This window comes from Microbacterium sp. B19 (assembly GCF_000333395.1).
Lineage (GTDB): Bacteria > Actinomycetota > Actinomycetes > Actinomycetales > Microbacteriaceae > Microbacterium.
This window is the reverse complement of sequence record NZ_BADA01000493.1, coordinates 1-14,831: the sequence shown is the minus strand read 5'-3', so window position 1 is coordinate 14,831 and position 14,831 is coordinate 1. Positions and strand designations below refer to the sequence as shown.

The following is a 14,831-nucleotide window of genomic DNA, read 5'->3' as shown; positions in this document are numbered from 1 at the left end:
GGGGTGTTTTTTTTTGGGCCTTCCCGGGAACCCCGGGAAATTTCCCGGTTTTGGACCCCCCCCAACCCCGGGGGGCCCGGGAATTGAAAAGGTTTTTTTTGAAAAGGCCCTGAACCCCCCAGGGGGCCCGGGGGGGCTTTCCTTTTGGCCCCGGGGGGAATTGGGGATTGGCCTTTCCCCCCGAAAGGGATTCCAACCCCCCCCCTTGGGGGGCCCCGGGCCGGAGTTTTTTTTCCCTAAAATTTGGGGGCCCGGGGGGGAAAGGGGAAGAAAACCAATTCCCCGCCCCTTTTAAAGGGTTCCCCGGGGAATCCTTCCCGGGAAAAAAGTTTTTTCCCCCCCCCACCCAGAAAAAGGGGGGGCCCCCCGGCCCCCCCAAAAAAGGGAAAAAACGGGTTTTGGGGAATTTTTGGCCTTAAAATTGGGGGCCTTTTCCCCGGGTTTATTGGGGGGGCCTTTTTCCCCGGCAAAAAGGGCAAGGGCCTCCCCAAGCCCTTTTTCTTTGGAAATGGGGGTTTTTTTTTGGGGGGGTTCCTTGGATTCCTTTTTTTTGGAAAGGACCCCGGGGGGGGTTTCCCCCACCCGTGGGGGATAATGGGTTTGATAATGGGGGGGAAAATTGGGTCGGGGATTTAATTTTTTGGGACGGGGGGCCCCAGCCCCCCCCCCGGGTGACCCCCCTTCCCAGGGGGCCCCCCCCCCCCCCCCCCCCCCCCCCCGTCCCCGGCACCGGCCGGGTGACGCGGGGGTTCGTCATGTGCGGCGGTAGGTTCGGGCCGTGCCCCCTCTCTCTGAACCCGGACCCGACTCCGTCACCGCCCTCGCCGATCGCGTCGAGCGCGCGGCATCCGGATCCCCCCGGTTCCTGCTCGGCATCGCGGGGAGCCCCGGCAGCGGCAAGACGACGCTCGCCACGGCGATCGTCGCCGAACTGAACGCCCGGAACCCCGGCACCGCGGCGGCGCTGCCGATGGACGGCTTCCACCTCGCCAACGCCACGCTCGACCGACTCGGCCGTCACGACCGCAAGGGCGCGATCGACACGTTCGACGGCTGGGGCTTCCTCGCCCTGCTGCACCGGGTCCGCGCCGAGACCGGGCACACGGTCTTCGCGCCGAGTTTCCGCCGCGAGGTCGACGAGGGCGTCGCGGGCGAGATCGCGATCGAGCCGGAAGCGCGCATCGTCGTCGTGGAGGGCAACTACCTGCTCGTCGACGACGGCCCGTGGGCACGCGTACGCGACGCCCTCGATGAGGCGTGGTTCTGCTCCGCGCCGAACACGGTCCGCGAGGCGCGCCTCGTCGAGCGGCACACGCGCCACGGCCGCACCGTCGAGGCCGCGACGGCCTGGGCGCGCGATGTCGACGGGGTCAACGCCGCGCTGATCGAGACCACGCGGGGTCGAGCGGATCTCGTCGTCTCGGGCGAAAGCGTCTAGGCGACGGCGAGCGTCGACACCGCGAGGTCGAGGAACGGCAGGACGTCGCGGTCGAGGACGACCGTGCAGATGACCCGCTCGGCGACCTCGAGACCCACGGCGTAGACGAACGGGTCGGTGTCGATGTGGAGCGCCGGCCGCCGCTCCCCGTCGACCACCAGCGACGCGGGCGCCACGGACGAGGGCGCCACCTCGCCCGCGAAGTGCACGCCGATCGGAATCGGCAGCCCGAACTGTTCGCGGAACGAGTTCCGCAGCACGTGGTTCGCGTGGTGGACGAGCTGGCTCGACACCGTGGCATCCGTCCGCTCGACACCGTAACGGGTGGTGCGCACCGCATCGTGCAGCATGGGGTAGCGGAACAGCTGCGCCATCTCGATGATCCACGCGGGGCGCGGCCACGGCGGTTCCTCCTCGATGGACCGCCGCGTGCGCTCGTCGAGTTCGCGCTCGTTGCGCGGATCATCGTGGTTCTCCGGATGCCGCCAGAACGTGTAGCCGAGCGTCACCGACCATTCTTCTTGCGCGGAGCCGAGTCCCCCCTCCACGAAGCCGACGCCGGGCAGCCGCGAGAGCGCGGGTTGGGGCGTCAGTTCGAGGACGCGGAAGGGCACGGTGCGCAGCCGCGCGTCCGCCGCGAGCCGCGGGTCGGGCGCATCTTCCGGAATGACGCCGGCGAACTCCATGTGCCCAGTGTGCCGCCGACGCCGCGGTATTGACATCCCCGCATCCACCTCATAGGTTAATTACTCAAGTAATGAACCAAAGGAGCCGAATGCTCGACGACGCGAAGCCGATCTTCCTGCAGATCGCCGACTCGATCGCCGACGGCGTGCTCGCCGGGAGCTACCCGGAGGGAACGCAGGTCCCCTCCACGAACGAGCTCGCCGCCTTCCACCGCATCAACCCCGCGACGGTCGGCAAGGGTCTCGGACTCCTCGTCGACCGCGGCATCCTGCACAAGAGACGCGGACTCGGCATGTTCGTCAGCGAAGGCGCCCGCCAGCGGCTCCGCGACGAACGCACCACGGCCTTCCGCGCCGGCTTCGTCGCACCGCTTCTCGCCGAGGCCCGCTCGCTCGGCCTCGATCTCACCGACCTCCACCGCATCATCGATCAGGAAGGGGCATCCTCATGATGCAGCCCGCCGTCCGCCTGTCGGGGGTGTCGCGACGCTTCCGGCGCACGCGGGCCCTCGATGACCTCACCCTCGACATCCCCGCCGACGCCATCACCGGGCTCCTCGGCCGCAACGGCGCGGGAAAGACCACGCTCATGTCGATCATCGCCGGACACGACCGCCCCTCGACGGGCTCCGTGGAGGTCTTCGGGGTCGACCCGTACGAAGACGCCCCGACGATGTCCTCCATCAGCTTCGTCCGTGACAACCAGCGCTACCCCGACGACTTCACGCTGCGGCAGGTGCTCGAGGTGGCTCCCCTGTTCCACGAGGGCTGGAGCGCCGACGTCGCCGAGCACCTCGTCCACGGCTTCCGCCTGCCTCGCAAGACGGCGATCAAGAAGCTCTCCCGGGGTCAGGCGTCGTCGCTCGGAATCGTGCTGGGCCTCGCCTCGCGCGCACCGCTGACGATCTTCGACGAGCCGTATCTCGGATTGGATGCCACGGCCCGCCGCTTCTTCTACGACACCCTCATGCAGGACTACCTCGAGCACCCCCGCACGGTCCTGGTGTCCACGCACCTCATCGACGAGATGGAGCCGCTGCTCGAACACGTCGTCATCGTCGACGACGGACGCCTCGTGCGTACGGCCACGGCCGACGACCTGCGGGGCAGCGCCGTCACGGTCAGCGGGGTCACGGCAGCGGTCGAGGCCGTGGCGGCGGGGCGACCCGTGCTGCAGCGCCGGACGATCGGCGGTCTCTGCTCCCTCGTCCTCGAGACACCGGCCGACGACGCGCTGCGCCGCGCCGCCGAGGGATCGGGCGTGCAGCTCACCCCCGCCACCCTGCAAGACCTCGTCGCCGCCTACGGCGTCGAGTCCGAGTCGCTGGAAGGAACGCGCGCATGACCACCCTCACCGCCGCCGCTCGGCGCGGCGCCACTCCGCTCGACGTCCTCCGCCTGCACTTCTCGCAGCGCGGCCTGCTTCTTCGGACCCCGCCCCTGATCATGCTCGTCGTCTTCGCGTTGACCGTCGTCTTCGCCGTCATCTTCTTCCGCCTGGGCTCCGTGCCCGGCAGCACCGAGTGGGTGCAGAACAGCAGGAGCAACGCCGCCGTCTTCTGGGCCCTCCCGGGATTCTTCGGCTGGCTCGGCGTACAGACTGTTTCGTTGACTTTCCCGCTCGCGTTGTCTCTGGGGACGACCCGCAGGACGTTCGTGGTCGGCACCGTCCTGAGTCACGTCGCGATCTCGCTCTACGTCACGGCGATGCTGCTCGTCCTCCTCGGCATCGAGCTGGCGACGGGGCACTGGTTCTTCGACATCTACATGACGGACGTCTGGATCCTGGGAGCGGGCGACCCGTTCCAGCTCGCCGTGACATCGTTCCTCGCGACGCTGGCGGTCCTCTCGGTCGGCGGGGCGTTCGCCGCCGCCTGGGTGCGGTTCGGGGCGCTCGGGCCGACGGCTCTGGCCGCGGTGCTGGTGCTGACGCTGGGACTCATCGCGATCCTCGTCATCCCGTTCGCGGCCGACGTCCAGCCCTGGTGGGCCGCGCTGGCCACCGGGATCGCCATCGTCCTGGCGTTCCTCGGTCAGTACGCGCTGCTGCGACGCGCGTCGGTGCGCTGACCGTGGCCGCGTCGCTGTGGGGCTCACGTCCGGGCCCCGGTCGGAAGGCGGATCCGTGCCGCTGCACCTGACGCCCCTCGCCGCCGCGGGAGAGGACCGCGACGAGCTCGTGTCGTTCCTCACCCGCAACGTCTTCCCGTTCCATGTGCGTCCGCAATCCACCGAGCAGCAGGTCCGGGCGGCGATCGACGCCGGGGACTGGGGGAATGGGGAAACCGAGGCTCTCTGGATCGATGACGAGGAGCGCGGGCGAGTCGGCATCGTCCGACTGCACGACCTCACGGACGCGACGGCCATGGTCGACCTGCGGCTGGGCGAGCCGCACCGCGGCTTCGGTGTCGGAGCCTCGGCCCTCGCGGCGGCCACCGATCACGTCTTCCGGAAACACCCCGCCGTCCTCCGCCTCGAGGGGCAGACGCGCGAGGACAACATCGCGATGCGCCGGACCTTCGAGCGCTGCGGGTGGGTTCTCGAGGCGCACTATCGTGACGGCTGGCCGGTCGCTGACGGGGAGCCCCTGGCATCCGTCGCTTTCAGCGTGCTCCGCCGCGACTGGGCGAACGGCACGACGACAGTCGCCCCGTGGCCGGTACTCACTGACCCGTCACGGGATGCCAAGGCCCTCATCGCCGCAACGTGGGAGGCCGAGGAGCGCCTCCTCACGCCCGCCGTCCGCGCCGATGCGGCTCGACTGCGCGAGCTGCTCGCGGCGGACTTCGTCGAGATCGGCCAGTCCGGACGCCGCTGGACGCGGGACGAGATCATCGCTGCACTGGCATCCGACCCCGGACGCGGCGAGATCGAGATCGGCGAGCGCGAAGCACGACAGCTCGCGCCCGGACTGGTGCTGCTGAACTACGTGTTGCGCTTCGACGGGCGGAGCAGCCGCCGCACGTCGATCTGGCGCGTCGACCCCGAGCCACGATGCGTGTTCCACCAGGGCACGTCGGTTCCCCGGGGCTCAGCACGGTAGGCGATCGCCTGTGGATAGCCGCCGCGCGATGTCGGAGGTCCGTGGCAGCATGTGTGCATGCCGAATCGACCGCCCGTGTTCGACGATCGGGAGGATGCCGTCCTCACCGATGCCGTCGCCGCGCTCGTCGAGAGCGAGCGGGCGCTGGCCGAGCTCGAGGCGGCCCGCGTCGTGCAGTTCGCCGCCGCGATGCGCGTCGCGCTCGAGCGGTCCCGGCACCGCCCGCGCGCCGTGCAGGAACGCGAGATGGCGCTGCGGTCGATCGCGGCCGAGATCGGCGTGGCCCTCCGCTGGAACGACCGCACCGTCCAACGCCGTCTCGACGAGGCGCTGCAGCTCGTCGACGACTTCCCGGCGACGCTGCAGGCGCTGGCCGAGGCGCGGATCAGCGCGCGGCACGCCGCGGTCATCCGCGACGTGGGCGTCGAGCTCGACGACCCGGCTACGCGAGCTTCGTTCGAGTCCCGCGTGATCGAGCGTGCCGCGACCGACACCGTTGCGGGCACTCGGGCATTCGCGCGCGCCCTCGTCGAAGAGCTTCACCCCGTGTCGATCAGCGAGCGATTCGCGCAGGCCGAGCAGCAGCGCCGCGTCTGGATCGACGACGACGTCGACGGCATGGCACGGCTCGGCGTGCTCGACGGGGCAGCGAAGATCCGCGCGATGTACGACCGCCTCACGCGCCAGGCGCGGGCGATCCGTTCCGTTCCTCACCCGGAGAGCGCGGCCGACGGCCCGGATGCCGTGGACGACCGCCGCACGATCGACCAGGTCCGCGCCGACCTGCTGTGCGACCTCGTCCTCACCGGGCAGCCGACGATCGACCCCACGGCCGACGCGCTCCCCGGCGGCCTCGGCGCGATCCGGGCGCACGTCTCGGTCGTCGTCCCTGCCCTCACCGCCGCCGGGGCGAGCGACCGCGGGGCCTCGATCGACGGGCAGAGCCCGATCGACGCCGACACCGCGCGCCAGCTCCTCGCGGGGTCACCCGCGTGGGACCGGGTCGTCACCCACCCCGTGACGGGCGCGGTGCTCGCGGTCGACCGGTACCGGCCCTCCCCCGCGATCCAGCGATTCGTGCGGGCCCGCGACGTGCACTGCAGGTTCCCCGGATGCCGACGACCGGCGCGCGCGTGCGAGATCGACCACAGCGAGGACCACGCCCGGGGCGGACCGACCGCCCGCACCAACCTCGCGTGCCTGTGCACGCGGCATCACACGCTGAAGACCGAGACCTCGTGGACGGCACGGCAGGGTCCCGACGGCAGCATCGAGTGGACGAGTCCCCTCGGGAACACGGTCACCGAACGCCCCGAGCGGTACGTCGCCTTCGTCCCCGAGCCCGACCCGCCGCCGTTCTGACGAACGAACCCGGGGCTCAGCGCCCGTTGCGGTCCGCGGCCGAGCGCGGCGGCGCGGACGCGACGTCGAGCCTGTCGAGGCCGCGCAGCGACGTCCAGATCAGCTCCTCGCCCTTCGCGGCGTGCTGCGACGCGCGGACGGCGCGCTCATCGGCCCACGAGTTCAGCACGTGCCCGCTGTGCCCGCGCACGTGCTCGAGCACCACGTCGGGAAGCCCGGCCGCCCGGCGCGCTTCGCGCGCGGCGATGAGCGCCTCGAGGATGCCACGGTTGGCGACCGGCTTCTTCGCGGAGGTGACCCAGCCGCGGCGGCGGTGGCCGTCCATCCACGACGAGTACGTGTCGATCGCGTACTTCGAGTCGGCCTGCACCACGAGGTCGCGGACGTCGGCGTGATCGGTGATGGCGTGCAGCAGGCCCAGGAGCTCGCCGATGTTGTTCGTTCCCTCGGGGATCGACCCGGCGGCCCAGTGCCCGTCCTCCCCGACCCAGGCCCAGCCGGCCGGTCCGGGGTTCCCCTTGCACGCACCGTCGGTGGCGACGACGTAGCGGTCGGAGGACGCGGGCGCGGAGGGATCGCTCATCCCTCTAGTCTCCCCGACGGCGGTCCCCCGCCGCGCACGCGTCCCCGACCGAGCGGTCTCAGCTCCCGCTGCTGTCGGCCTTCTTGCCGCCGGCCTCGAGCACGTCGCCCGCGGGGAGTTCCTGGTGTCCGCCGAACTGCAACCGCATCGCGGAGAGCACCTGGTTGGCGAAGTGGTCCTCGCCGCGCGAGGCGAAGCGCTCGAACAGCGACGACGCGAGCACCGGCACCGGAACGCCGGTGTCGACGGCCGCCTTCACGGTCCAGCGCCCCTCACCCGAGTCCGACACGCGCCCGGCGAGGCCGTCGAGCGTGGGGTTCTGGGCGAGCGCCGCCGCCGTGAGGTCGAGCAGCCACGACGAGATCACCGATCCGCGCCGCCACAGCTCCGACACCTTCGCCGTGTCGATGTCGAACTGGTAGAACTCGGGCTCCTCGAGCGGCGCGACCTCGGCGGAGTGCTCGCCCTGCTTCAGCCCCGCGTCGGCGTTGTTCAGGACGTTCAGGCCCTCGGCGAGCGCGGCCATGATGCCGTACTCGATGCCGTTGTGGACCATCTTCACGAAGTGGCCGGCGCCCGACGGTCCGCAGTGCAGGTAGCCGCGCTCCTCGGGCGTGTAGTCGCCGGTGCGGCCGGGGGTGCGCTCGATGTCGCCGGGCCCGGGGGCGATCGTGCGCAGGACGGGCTCCAGGTGGGCGACGGCCTCGTCCGGGCCGCCGACCATGAGGCAGTAGCCGCGCTCGAGACCGAACACGCCGCCGCTGGTTCCGATGTCGACGTAGTGGATGCCGGAATCCTTGAGCTTCGCGGCCCGACGCACGTCGTCACGGTAGTTGGAGTTGCCGCCGTCGATGATGATGTCGCCCGGCTCGAGCACCTCGGCGACCTGGTCGACCACGTTGCCGGTGAGCCCCGCGGGGATCATGAGCCAGACGACGCGCGGCGCCTCCAGCTTCGCGGCCAGATCAGCCAGGCTCGAGGCCCCGACGGCCCCCTCTTTCGCGAGGCCCCCCACCGCGTCCTGGTTCACGTCGTACACGACGCAGTCGTGGCCGTCTTTCATGAGCCTGCGGACGATGTTTCCGCCCATTCGTCCGAGTCCGACCATGGCGAGTTGCATTCGTACCCCGTTCATCGTGATGTCCGCCACGACGGGCGACTCTTCGAGTCTAGGAGCGTGCGAGACGGGGGTGGCCGGGTCAGCCCTGGAAGTCCTCGGGGTCGACGTCGTCGAGGAATCGGCGGAACTCCTCGACGCGGTCGTCGTCTCCGCGCGCGTCGAACTCGACGGCGCCCTCGGGCACGCCCGCCACGGCGAACACGGCCTCGGCGACCGCGATGGGGGCGTCCGTCCGGGCCGCGAGGGCGATGGCATCCGAGGGTCGGGCGTCGATGATCAACGGACCCTGCGGGGTGCGCAGGTGAATCTCGGCGTAGAACGTTCCCTCGGTCAAGCGCGTCACCTGGACGCGCTCGACGGATGCCGAGAGCTGACGCAGCATCACGACCATGAGGTCGTGCGCGAGCGGCCGCGGGGTGGCTGCTCCCTCGAGGGCGACGAGGATGGACATCGCCTCCGGCGGGCCGATCCACACCGGGAGGACGGTGCCGTCCTCCACGCTCGACCCGGGCAGCGGCGCGAGCAGGATCACGTGCTGCTGGGCGGAGTCCAGGGCCACTCCGAGCACGCGAACCGGGACCATGCCGCCATCGTACGGGGCGAGCCCGCGGTCACCGCAGGACCCCCAGTGCCCGCGCCGCAGAGACCGCCGCCGTGCGGGAGGAGACGCCGAGCTTGGAGAAGATGTGGGCGAGGTGCGACTTCACCGTCGCGTCGGTGATGTGCAGGCGTGCGGCGACGTCGGCGTTGGACGCCCCGCGGGCGACGAGCCGCAGCACCTCGATCTCGCGCGCGGACAGGCTGACCCGCGGTTCCCGCAACCGGGCGAGGAGCCGCCCGGCGATCGCGGGGGCGAGGGCGCTCTGCCCTGCGGCCGCGGCACGGACGCCCGCGAGCAGTTCGTGCGGGGGCGCGTCCTTGAGCAGGTAGCCGCTGGCCCCGGCCTCCACGGCGCCCAGGATGTCGCCGTCGGTGTCGTAGTTGGTGAGCACCAGCACGTACGGCGGAGCCGGGAGCGCGCGGACCCGGCGCGTCGCCTCGGCGCCCGCCGCCCGCTCGCCGAACTGGAGGTCCATGAGGACGAGCTCGGGCGAGAGGTCGGCGGCGAGGGCGACCGCCTCGTCGGGCGTCGCGGCTTCGCCGACCACCTCGATGTCGGGCTCGGCTTCGAGCAGCGCCCGGACCCCGGCGCGGACGACGGGATGGTCGTCGGCGATCACGACCCGGATCACGACGCCGCTCCCCGCAGGGTGACCGCCACCACGGTGCCCTCCCCCGGCGCGCTCTCGACCGTCAGGTCGCCGTCCAGCTGCTCCACGCGTTCGCGCATCGCCCGCAGGCCGAAGGAATCGGTCCCGGATGCCGCGCCCTCGACGCCCGTGGAAGGAATCCGCGTCCGTCGTCGGTGATCGTCAGCCGCACGTCCGCGCCTCCTGGGCGAGCGCGACGCGCACGCGGCCCGCGTCGGCGTGCTGCGAGACGTTCGCGAGCGCGCCCTGGGCGATCCGAAGCAGAGCCGTCTGCGCATCCATCGGCAGCGACACCTCGGTCGGCACCGATGCCTCCACGTCGATGCCCTCGCGCTGAGCCCAGCCCTCCACGAGGCGCTGCAGCGCGGGCCCGAGGCCCCGATCGAGTGTCGGGGGCGCGAGTTCGCGGATGAACCGCCGCGTCTCGGCGAGACCGTCGGCGGCGGTCTGCCGCGCGAGCCGGATGTGGGCGATGCCGGGGCCCGTGGCATCCGCCCGCTCCGCCGCGTAGAGCAGCATCTGGATGCTCGAGAGTCCCTGGGCGACGGTGTCGTGGATCTCGCGCGCCAGACGGGCACGCTCGGCGAGGACGCCCTGCTCGCGTTCGGTCGCCGCCAGCCGGTCGCGCGTGGCGAGCAGCTCCGCGACGAGGGCCTCGCTCTCGACGCTCCGACGTTGGAGCGCTCCGTAGCCGAGCCCGATGAGGAGGGCGACACCGGCCCCGACGAGCGGTCCCACGACCCCGCCGACGGTGAGCCCGCCGTGGACGGCGAGAGCGACGATGGTCACCCCGGTCGCCGCGACGACCGCCGCGGGACCGGCCCACCCCGGTAGCAGGTGCAGGTAGAGGAAGAACAGCGGGAAGACGAGGTAGGCGGCCTCGGGCACGAGCCACATCAGCGGCACCCACACCAGCGTCAGCGCGCCGATCCACGCGACGCCGCTCGCGCGGTTGCGCGTGCGCGCGATCCCCAGCCCCGCGAGGTACACCGCGGCGAGGACAGCGGCGAGCGCGAGCGCCCACGGCGAACCGCCGGTCCACACGACGCGGACGACGACGAGCGCGAGGAGCCCGACGAACAGCGCGTGGAGCCCCGCGCGCAGCCCGGTGAAGACGGGAGCCAGAGTGCGGTGCGGCATGTCGGTTCCAGGGTACGGATGCCACGCCCCCGGCGAATCATCCGAAAGGTGGAGGGAGAGTTCGCCCGCGGCGGCGATGACCCGCCGGACCGCCCCGGGGAGGGTGGAAGGACCGGCGAGATCCGCCGGGCGGAAGGAGGCGACGTGTACGTCGCATGGCGGGATCTGCGGTACGCCCGCGGGCGGTTCGCCCTCATCGGAGCGGTCGTGGCGCTCATCACCCTGCTCGTCGGTTTCCTGTCGGGCCTCACCGGCGGACTCGCCGCCCAGAACGTCTCGGCGGTGCTGCAGCTCCCCGGCGACCGGCTCGTGCTGCACCCGGAGGGCACCGCGGCCGTGACCTTCGCGGACTCGACGCTCGACGCCGGCACCGTCGAGGCGTGGCGCCAGGCCCCGGGCGTGGCACGGGTCGCTCCCGTCGGCATCGCGCAGGGCCGGGCCGAGGGCCCGGGCGGCAGCGGCGGCGTCGCCCTGTTCGGCCTCGACGCGGGTGCGGGGAGCACCGACCTCGCGGCCCTCGCTCCGACGGGCGACGACGAGGTGGGACTCTCCGCCGGAGCCGCCGGAGCGCTCGGGGCCTCGGTCGGCGACGACATCACCGTGGCCGGGACGACCTACCGCGTGGCATCCGTCGGCGGCGACGCCTGGTACAGCCACACACCGGTCGTGGCGCTCACCCCGACCGCGTGGACCGCCCTCGACACCCGCCTCGGCGGCTCGGGAGAGGCGACCGTGCTCGCCGTGAGCGGGTCGCCGGACTGGGACGCCCTCACCGCCGCGACCGGCACCACCGCGGCCAGTCCGCTCGCGAGCCTCACGGCGCTGCCGACGTTCCGCTCCGAGATCGGGTCGCTCGCGCTGATGATCGCGATGCTGTTCGGCGTCTCCGCCCTGGTCGTGGGCGCGTTCTTCACCGTCTGGACGATGCAGCGCGCCGGAGACATCGCCGTGCTCAAGGCGCTCGGCGCCGGCACGAGTGCGCTCGTCCGCGACGCGCTCGGTCAGGCCGTGGTGGTGCTGGTCGTCGGCGTGGGCGTCGGGATCGGCCTCACGGCGGCCCTCGGCGCGCTCGCCGGTGGCGCGCTCCCCTTCGTCCTGAATCCGCTCACGACCGTCGCACCGGCTCTGGCGATGATCGCCCTGGGACTCCTCGGCGCGGCCGTGTCGCTGCGCACCGTCACGAAATCCGACCCCCTCACCGCTCTCGGGAGCACACGATGATCCTGCTCGACGACGTCACCCTCACCTATCCCGACGGCGACTCGCGCGTCACCGCCGTCGACCGCGTCACCCTCCACGGACGCCCCGGCGTCGTGACCGGCATCACCGGGCCCTCCGGCTCGGGCAAGTCGAGTTTGCTGGCGCTGGCCGCGACGCTGATCCGGCCCGACTCCGGCCGTGTGGTCATCGACGGGACGGATGCCACGGGCCTGTCCCGCGCCGAGGCCACGACGCTCCGCCGGGAGAAGATCGGCATCGTGTTCCAGCAGCCGCAGCTGCTGCCGGCGCTCACCGCGCGCGAGCAGTTGCGCGTGATGGGCGAGCTCGGCGGCCGAGGATCGCGGTCGCGCCGGGCGGCGGTGCGCTCGCGTGTCGACGAACTCCTGGATGCCGTCGGCCTCGGCGCGCAGGCCGACCGTCGGCCCGCACAGCTGTCCGGCGGTCAGCGGCAGCGCGTCGCGATCGCCCGGGCGCTGGTGCACGAGCCGCGCGTGCTGCTCGTCGACGAGCCCACGAGCGCACTCGACCAGGAACGCGGGGCGGCGATCATGGAGCTGCTGTCACGTCTCACGCGGGAACGGTCCACGGCGACTCTGCTCGTCACGCACGACCTCGTGCACGGCGACGCGCTGGACGAGACCGTCGAGGTGATCGACGGCAAGGCTCGCGTGACGGAACTCACCAGCCGAACGCGTTGAACCACTCCCGGCGCCGGTCGGCCTCGGCGCGGGTCGGGTCGCCCCGCCAGGTCTCGTGCGGACTCAGTGTCCCGTCCGCCTCAAGGGCGACGAACGCCCAGCAGACCGGGCACACCGCACGTCCGCCGGGGAACCCGTCCGCGAGGGTGGGCGCCGGCTCGGCCGCAGTTCCGGCGCCGGGGCACTCCGGAGGATCAGCTTGCAGGTCGTTCCAGAGCAGGGAACCGCCGCGACGGTGATGAAGGCCGCGGTGGCCCTTCTCACGCGTGCAGATCTCCCCGTTTCGGCGGCTCAGGCACAACCGGCGCGCCGCGCCGGGGAGAGCGGCCAGCGTTCGTGTCATCCTTCGATTCTCGCGCGCGCTTACGAACCGGGGGCAGGTGCGCGATGCGCACCGGCCGATGCGGCCCCGTGGGGAAGGGGTCGGCGGTCATCGCCGCCCCCCACCGACCGCCCGCCTCAGGACCGTGTCGACCGCGGCGTGGAACGTCGGATGCTGCGCCACTTCGACCGCGCGGTCGTATCGCGTTCCGCCGAGGGCGACGAAGACCGAGCCGACGACTTCGACGTACCCGACGATGCATCCCTCGCTGGCGACCTCGTACAGGTCGAGATCGACGCGGGTCCAGGGGATCTCGGTGACGATCTCGCGCTGCCCCGGACGGCTGATCGGAATGTCCATGACCATGAGCGAGCTCCTCTGCGACCGGGGGTGGTCCCAGAGTGCGCTGCCGGACGAAATGTCGCGCCGGGGTTGACGGATCGGTATCCCGGGGCTACGGGGTCAGCCGGCGCTTCGGACCGGACGTCCTCGGCGCGGACGCTCGTCCGACAGGCCGAACGGCACGGCATCTCCCGCCAACCGTTCGACCTCGTCCAGGAAACGCAGGTCTGCCTCGAGTCGCGCACGGCGGGCCGCCGCCAGCACCGCGCGGGACACGGCATCCATGTTCTCGTCCTCGGGGACCGGGGCCGCCAGCGCCTCGCGCACGGCCGCGCGCTGAGCCGCGAGCAGGCCCGGGACGTCGGCGCCGGGGAGGGTGAGGGCGAGCGCGATGCGGAGGGCGACCTCGTCCCGACGGTCGGCGAGCGACGCCGCGCCCAGCCAGGCACGCGCCTCGGCACGGCCGGCCGCGGTCGCGCCCCACAGGACGCGGCCCTCGTCATCGGCACCGCGGTTCTCGACGAGCCCGTCGCGCTCGAGGCGTTCGAGGGTCGTGTACACCTGGCCGACGTTCACCGCGGCGCCGGTTCGACGCAGGTATTCCGCCCGTAATTGGGACCCGTAGCAGTCGCCCCGATCGAGGATCGCTAGCAGGCTCTGGCGCACCGACATAGGGACCTCCGACCTACCGCAGAATGCTTTTCCGAGTATATGGTTCGACACCGAGTGAACCCTGATTTCCGCGTCCTGACGCGGAGTAGCCTGTGGTCTGACCACAGAAAAGGTCGTCGATCGGAGGCATCCCGTGGAGTGGCTCGACCCCCTCATCCTCGCTCGGTGGCAGTTCGGACTGACCACCCTGTACCACTTCCTCTTCGTGCCCCTCACGCTCGGGATGTCGCTCGTCGTCGCGATCTTCCAGACCGTCTGGTACCGCACCGGCGACGTGAAGTGGCTGCACCTGACCCGCTTCTTCGGGAAGATCTTCCTCATCAACTTCGCCATGGGCGTCGTGACGGGAATCGTGCAGGAATTCCAATTCGGCATGAACTGGTCGGCCTACTCCCGCTTCGTGGGCGACGTCTTCGGCGCCCCGCTCGCGTTCGAGGGGCTCCTGGCGTTCTTCCTCGAAGCGACCTTCATCGGTCTGTGGATCTTCGGGTGGGACAAGCTCCCCCGCGGGCTGCACCTCGCGAGCATCTGGCTCGCGACCCTCGGCGCGACCTTCTCTGCGTACTTCATCATCGCGGCCAACGCGTTCATGCAGAACCCGGTCGGCTACCAGATGTCCGCCGACGGCCACCGCGCCGAACTCGTCGACTTCGGCAAGCTGCTCCTGAACCCCGTGGCGCTCGCGGCGTTCCCGCACACGATCTTCTCGGGGTGGATGTTCGCCGCGATGGTTGTGGTGTCGGTCTCCGCCTGGCATCTGGCCCGCGGCCGCAACGTCGAGATGATGCGCGCCCCGCTGCGCTTCGGCCTCTGGTCGACCGTGGTGTCCTTCGTCCTCGTCGCGATCGCCGGCGACCAGCTGAGCCTGGTGATGGTGGCCACGCAGCCCATGAAGATGGCCGCGGCCGAGGCGACCTTCAACACCGTGTGCGGCGCGAACGCCTCTTCTCGTCT

The 14,831-nt window shown here is 71.4% G+C and carries 18 protein-coding genes; 9 read left to right on the top strand and 9 right to left on the bottom strand.

Going from position 1 to position 14,831, the window contains the following annotated elements; translation table 11 throughout:
* Positions 1–778 precede the first annotated feature (778 nt).
* Complete coding sequence (locus I5G_RS17050) at positions 779–1,438, top strand: nucleoside/nucleotide kinase family protein (RefSeq protein ID WP_022880144.1); 660 nt, start codon at positions 779–781, stop codon at positions 1,436–1,438.
* On the opposite strand, the gene I5G_RS17045 is transcribed toward I5G_RS17050, so the two are convergent.
* Entirely contained in the window at positions 1,435–2,124 is a 690-nt protein-coding gene (locus I5G_RS17045) for a hypothetical protein (RefSeq protein WP_022880143.1), read from the bottom strand. The two genes, I5G_RS17050 and I5G_RS17045, sit on opposite strands and share 4 nt — an antisense overlap.
* Before the next feature lie 89 nt (positions 2,125–2,213).
* Between I5G_RS17045 and I5G_RS17040 the strand changes: the two genes are divergently transcribed.
* Genes I5G_RS17040 through I5G_RS17020 form a run of 5 tightly spaced genes read left to right on the top strand, consistent with a single transcriptional unit; the run spans position 2,214 to position 6,529 of the window.
* Positions 2,214–2,576 (top strand): GntR family transcriptional regulator, encoded by a 363-nt coding sequence (locus I5G_RS17040; protein ID WP_022880142.1) that lies wholly within the window; start codon positions 2,214–2,216, stop codon positions 2,574–2,576.
* Complete coding sequence (locus I5G_RS17035) at positions 2,573–3,469, top strand: ABC transporter ATP-binding protein (RefSeq protein ID WP_022880141.1); 897 nt, start codon at positions 2,573–2,575, stop codon at positions 3,467–3,469. Before I5G_RS17040 ends, I5G_RS17035 begins: the two co-directional genes overlap by 4 nt.
* Positions 3,466–4,194, top strand: coding sequence for a hypothetical protein (locus I5G_RS17030; protein ID WP_022880140.1), 729 nt, complete (start codon positions 3,466–3,468; stop codon positions 4,192–4,194). The genes I5G_RS17035 and I5G_RS17030 overlap by 4 nt, the downstream gene beginning before the upstream one ends.
* Positions 4,195–4,249: 55 nt before the next feature.
* Positions 4,250–5,167, top strand: coding sequence for a GNAT family N-acetyltransferase (locus I5G_RS26250; RefSeq protein WP_022880139.1), 918 nt, complete (start codon positions 4,250–4,252; stop codon positions 5,165–5,167).
* Between the two features lie 57 nt (positions 5,168–5,224).
* Positions 5,225–6,529 (top strand): HNH endonuclease signature motif containing protein, encoded by a 1,305-nt coding sequence (locus I5G_RS17020; RefSeq protein WP_036329024.1) that lies wholly within the window; start codon positions 5,225–5,227, stop codon positions 6,527–6,529.
* A gap of 16 nt (positions 6,530–6,545) precedes the next feature.
* Here I5G_RS17020 and I5G_RS17015 read toward each other — a convergent pair whose 3' ends face one another.
* The 5 genes from I5G_RS17015 to I5G_RS23185 all read right to left on the bottom strand — a co-directional run bounded on the left by I5G_RS17015 (position 6,546) and on the right by I5G_RS23185 (position 10,622).
* Entirely contained in the window at positions 6,546–7,112 is a 567-nt protein-coding gene (locus I5G_RS17015) for a ribonuclease H (RefSeq protein WP_022880137.1), read from the bottom strand.
* 58 nt (positions 7,113–7,170) lie between these two features.
* A complete protein-coding gene (gene gnd / locus I5G_RS23190) occupies positions 7,171–8,220 on the bottom strand; it encodes a phosphogluconate dehydrogenase (NAD(+)-dependent, decarboxylating) (RefSeq protein ID WP_275574427.1) in 1,050 nt (349 codons plus the stop codon).
* A 91-nt stretch (positions 8,221–8,311) separates the two neighbouring features.
* Complete coding sequence (locus tag I5G_RS17005) at positions 8,312–8,815, bottom strand: bifunctional nuclease family protein (protein ID WP_022880135.1); 504 nt, start codon at positions 8,813–8,815, stop codon at positions 8,312–8,314.
* A 28-nt stretch (positions 8,816–8,843) separates the two neighbouring features.
* Positions 8,844–9,464, bottom strand: a complete 621-nt coding sequence (locus tag I5G_RS17000; RefSeq protein ID WP_022880134.1) for a response regulator transcription factor — start codon at positions 9,462–9,464, stop codon at positions 8,844–8,846.
* A 180-nt stretch (positions 9,465–9,644) separates the two neighbouring features.
* Positions 9,645–10,622, bottom strand: a complete 978-nt coding sequence (locus tag I5G_RS23185; protein WP_306305794.1) for a sensor histidine kinase — start codon at positions 10,620–10,622, stop codon at positions 9,645–9,647.
* Between the two features lie 144 nt (positions 10,623–10,766).
* Here I5G_RS23185 and I5G_RS16990 point away from each other — a divergent pair, with 144 nt between their 5' ends.
* Both I5G_RS16990 and I5G_RS16985 read left to right on the top strand, forming a co-directional pair.
* The gene (locus I5G_RS16990; RefSeq protein ID WP_026096033.1) at positions 10,767–11,843 is read left to right on the top strand and encodes an FtsX-like permease family protein; all 1,077 of its coding nucleotides are present in this window, start codon (positions 10,767–10,769) and stop codon (positions 11,841–11,843) included.
* The gene (locus I5G_RS16985) at positions 11,840–12,541 is read left to right on the top strand and encodes an ABC transporter ATP-binding protein (RefSeq protein WP_022880132.1); all 702 of its coding nucleotides are present in this window, start codon (positions 11,840–11,842) and stop codon (positions 12,539–12,541) included. Before I5G_RS16990 ends, I5G_RS16985 begins: the two co-directional genes overlap by 4 nt.
* Here I5G_RS16985 and I5G_RS24905 read toward each other — a convergent pair.
* The 3 genes from I5G_RS24905 to I5G_RS16975 all read right to left on the bottom strand — a co-directional run bounded on the left by I5G_RS24905 (position 12,522) and on the right by I5G_RS16975 (position 13,877).
* On the bottom strand, positions 12,522–12,884 hold the full coding sequence (locus tag I5G_RS24905; RefSeq protein ID WP_083896684.1) for a hypothetical protein: 363 nt from the start codon (positions 12,882–12,884) through the stop codon (positions 12,522–12,524). The genes I5G_RS16985 and I5G_RS24905 overlap by 20 nt on opposite strands.
* An 87-nt stretch (positions 12,885–12,971) precedes the next feature.
* Entirely contained in the window at positions 12,972–13,229 is a 258-nt protein-coding gene (locus I5G_RS23180) for a hypothetical protein (RefSeq protein ID WP_022880131.1), read from the bottom strand.
* Between the two features lie 96 nt (positions 13,230–13,325).
* On the bottom strand, positions 13,326–13,877 hold the full coding sequence (locus I5G_RS16975; RefSeq protein WP_022880130.1) for a PadR family transcriptional regulator: 552 nt from the start codon (positions 13,875–13,877) through the stop codon (positions 13,326–13,328).
* A gap of 133 nt (positions 13,878–14,010) precedes the next feature.
* Here I5G_RS16975 and I5G_RS16970 point away from each other — a divergent pair.
* A partial coding sequence (locus tag I5G_RS16970; RefSeq protein ID WP_022880129.1) for a cytochrome ubiquinol oxidase subunit I occupies positions 14,011–14,831 on the top strand: 821 nt, incomplete at its 3' end.

Bases quoted from the DNA above. Each gene is read 5' to 3' on its own strand.
- I5G_RS17045 (WP_022880143.1), bottom strand. From the start codon at position 2,124: ATGGAGTTCGCCGGCGTCATTCCGGAAGATGCGCCCGACCCGCGGCTC.
- I5G_RS17040 (WP_022880142.1), top strand. From the start codon at position 2,214: ATGCTCGACGACGCGAAGCCGATCTTCCTGCAGATCGCCGACTCGATC.
- I5G_RS17035 (WP_022880141.1), top strand. From the start codon at position 2,573: ATGATGCAGCCCGCCGTCCGCCTGTCGGGGGTGTCGCGACGCTTCCGG.
- I5G_RS17030 (WP_022880140.1), top strand. From the start codon at position 3,466: ATGACCACCCTCACCGCCGCCGCTCGGCGCGGCGCCACTCCGCTCGAC.
- I5G_RS17020 (WP_036329024.1), top strand. From the start codon at position 5,225: ATGCCGAATCGACCGCCCGTGTTCGACGATCGGGAGGATGCCGTCCTC.
- I5G_RS17015 (WP_022880137.1), bottom strand. From the start codon at position 7,112: ATGAGCGATCCCTCCGCGCCCGCGTCCTCCGACCGCTACGTCGTCGCC.
- gnd (WP_275574427.1), bottom strand. From the start codon at position 8,220: ATGGTCGGACTCGGACGAATGGGCGGAAACATCGTCCGCAGGCTCATG.
- I5G_RS17005 (WP_022880135.1), bottom strand. From the start codon at position 8,815: ATGGTCCCGGTTCGCGTGCTCGGAGTGGCCCTGGACTCCGCCCAGCAG.
- I5G_RS23185 (WP_306305794.1), bottom strand. From the start codon at position 10,622: ATGCCGCACCGCACTCTGGCTCCCGTCTTCACCGGGCTGCGCGCGGGG.
- I5G_RS16985 (WP_022880132.1), top strand. From the start codon at position 11,840: ATGATCCTGCTCGACGACGTCACCCTCACCTATCCCGACGGCGACTCG.
- I5G_RS24905 (WP_083896684.1), bottom strand. From the start codon at position 12,884: ATGACACGAACGCTGGCCGCTCTCCCCGGCGCGGCGCGCCGGTTGTGC.
- I5G_RS23180 (WP_022880131.1), bottom strand. From the start codon at position 13,229: ATGGTCATGGACATTCCGATCAGCCGTCCGGGGCAGCGCGAGATCGTC.
- I5G_RS16975 (WP_022880130.1), bottom strand. From the start codon at position 13,877: ATGTCGGTGCGCCAGAGCCTGCTAGCGATCCTCGATCGGGGCGACTGC.